We start from the raw sequence: 2,966 nt of genomic DNA on the forward strand, positions 1-2,966 counted from the left end.
CCACCTTGGTCTTGAGCTGTAAATTCAAATCCATCGGGTAAGGTAGACTCTTCAAAGGTAACTTTATACTCTTCACCAGGGTTAAGGTCGGTGAATTCATACATTCCATTTGCATCGGTGGTAGTTGTTTCTGTGGTGTCGTCTGCTGTACCAATTACACCATCTTCTCCCCCACCTGTGAGAGTTACTGTTACTCCTGCTACTCCTGGTTCTCCATCGTCTTGAATACCATTGCCGTTGGTATCTTCAAATACTTTGTCCCCTAAGCTAGCTTTTTTGAAAAATCCCGCATCAATAGTGGGGTCATTTTCTCCAGGGTCGAGGGTAATTACATCAGAAATAGGACCATCAGAATCTTTGGCATCATCACTTCCCTGATTTGCTGGACTGGCCATGTCAAAACCATCGGGAGTCTCAAATTCAACTTTGTAATCACCAGGTAATACTGCGAACCCATAATTACCATTTTCATCAGTGGTAGTGGTATCTACTACTTCACCACTTTCAATTTCACCATCACCATCAAGATCGGCAAGGAGATTAACTGTTGCGCCTTCTATGCCTACTTCACCATCGTCCTGAATACCGTCGGCATCTTTGTCTTCAAAAACAAAGTCTCCTAATTTAGATAACTCCACAGTAGTAACGATGATTTGACCGTCTGGAACTCCATCACCATCATTATCGGGTACAAGGATAACAGCCAGTTTTTCACCTGCTTCGTGAGGCTCAAACCCTTCTCCTTCTGCTTGAGCTAAAGCTTTAATTTCATCGACATTGGCTTGGTCAAACCCATTGAAAAATACTTCTAGTCCAGTTATATCATCAGCAGTAGGAGGATCGTCATCCATTAGCTGCCAAATAGCAAGCTGAATTTCACCAGTTGTATAATTTTCTAAAGCATTACCTGTACCTGTATTGTTGAGAATCCAGTTCACGAGGTCTAGATTTTCAGGATTCTCAATAATTCCCCCTAACCCATCGCTGAGGACAGCAGGATCGTAGCTTGAGTAAACACTGGCGGTGAAAGGATCACTATCACCCTCATCAAATCTTCCACCTAGACCAGGCACATTAATATTTGTTTCGCCGTAAACTCCATCATTGTCAAGATCAAAGGCATTAAAACCTAAAGGAAGATCGGTGTCGATACAAAAGGCATCAAAAGATCCGTCTAGTATACCATTTGCATCCGTAATCTCCAGGTCAAAGTAACTAGGATCGCCGACTCCAGGTCCCCCAGCCGAAAGATTAGGAAGTATAGAACTGGTGACTGTAACCTGATTTGGTAGTAGAGTACTGATGTCGCTCAAATTAGTCATTTTTATTATTCCTATGTAGTTGTAGTAGCATTAATATTTATATTTTCGTCATTAGCAATCGAATGTTGACTCTAAAAGTAGACACACCAAAAAGATTTCTCCTGAAAAATATAAGGGAGAATAAATCTTTTATCTGGGTAAATGTCTAATCAAGAGTTCTGAAATCTGTTGTATTGATATCCGCTAGATAACCTATAACATTTTATTGCGGATGGAACGGAGCAATTGCAAGGTAAGCATTCAGCAGTCAGCGTTTTAGCTGTTGCTTTTGGTGTTGGTTAAAAGCTGTATTAACTGAGGCAGAATTAAATCTTACTGCAAAAGTTTTTAAACTCTATATTCATTGACACTCCTTCCTGAAAAGCATGGTCTTATTGCTGTTAACGCAGTTCCTCTTCCGGAGGCTAGCTGACAGCTAGTAGCTGTTTGCACAGCATTCCGCAGGAAATGCTTACATTGCAAATTCCAAGGTTTCTGGGATAACTTCACTTCGTTCGCAATAACAAGCATCAAAGCGGACATAATATCACGAACTATATTTGAAACACTGATGGGAAGATTTCTTAGTTAGATTTATAAGAAAATGCAGAATAAATTTCTCATAAATCATTCCTGATTGCTATATCTTTTAGTGAATATCTATATAACCAGATAAATAGACACCTTAATCAGTATTGTAAGTCTTCCATATTCATACTATTCCTGTTGCCAAAATCCTTTGACAATAAGAAACTGTTGCCTACCCAAAGTTATATAGTTTAATTCCTCAAACTATTTTCTAGGCTTTAATGAATTAAAAAATTAGGTTATGTAGTAGCTAATTCTTCAAATTTTGCGGAAACACTGGTAATTAGGGTGTAGCTTAAGAAAGGAAGTTTGATGCTAAATCCTTGATAGGTAACCAAAGTATTGAAAAAAGTAGAAATGTTGACTGAGATAGATTTAGCTATTGAAAAAATATCCTAATAATCACCCAATTTGGTATGATAAGAAAAATTTTCTCCCCTAAACGGGAATTAGTTTCTCAGGGGAGATTATTTCTTAATATTTAGTAAAAAACCCTATCCTTAAACCAAAGCTTACTTTTGCTCTTCGTTAGACTCTGCGCCTTTTTTCTTGGTAGTCAATAAGCCGATACCACTAACAACGAGAGTACCTAAAATAGTTGAAGGCTCTGGTACACTAACAGAAGCACCAGGCAAACCACCACTAGCAGCAGCAGGTAGAGAGGAGGATGCAACTATAGTGATAGTGGCAGCAGCAGCGAATAAAGTATTTTTTAACATAGCTAGATAGAACTCCATAAAATTTGCTTGATGTGATTATCTTATTTTGCTTTTTCCGGAAACTGCAAGAGGAAAAATGCTTTTTCCGGGAATCTTCATTGAATCTTCATGAAAATTGCTGTAAACCTTCATCACTTCTTCATAAAAGTCTCGGTAAATACTCATATTTAAACTATATAGTAATAGGATTTTTCTAGTGGCTTGAGAAACCATTGAGTATCAAACCGTATAGCGACAAAATTGATACATCCTTCTTTTTTTAGTATTTCTTTATATTGCGATTGTTAAAAATTATAAAGTTAAAAAATATATCTTACTCTTAATAAGAATTTACTTAAATGGAGTGCGCATTCTCTTT

At 37.6% G+C, this 2,966-nt stretch carries 2 protein-coding genes; both read right to left on the reverse strand.

Going from position 1 to position 2,966, the window contains the following annotated elements; genetic code table 11:
- A partial coding sequence (locus AC3DU7_RS29960; protein WP_488042885.1) for an SdrD B-like domain-containing protein occupies window positions 1–1,322 on the reverse strand: 1,322 nt, incomplete at its 3' end.
- A gap of 1,079 nt (window positions 1,323–2,401) precedes the next feature.
- Window positions 2,402–2,608 (reverse strand): PEP-CTERM sorting domain-containing protein, encoded by a 207-nt coding sequence (locus tag AC3DU7_RS29965; protein WP_488042886.1) that lies wholly within the window; start codon window positions 2,606–2,608, stop codon window positions 2,402–2,404.
- Window positions 2,609–2,966: the final 358 nt, after the last annotated feature.

The organism is Okeania sp. (genome assembly GCF_983059655.1).

Excerpts from the sequence above, each read along its gene's own strand:
- AC3DU7_RS29965 (WP_488042886.1), bottom strand. The coding sequence starts at position 2,608 with ATGTTAAAAAATACTTTATTCGCTGCTGCTGCCACTATCACTATAGTT.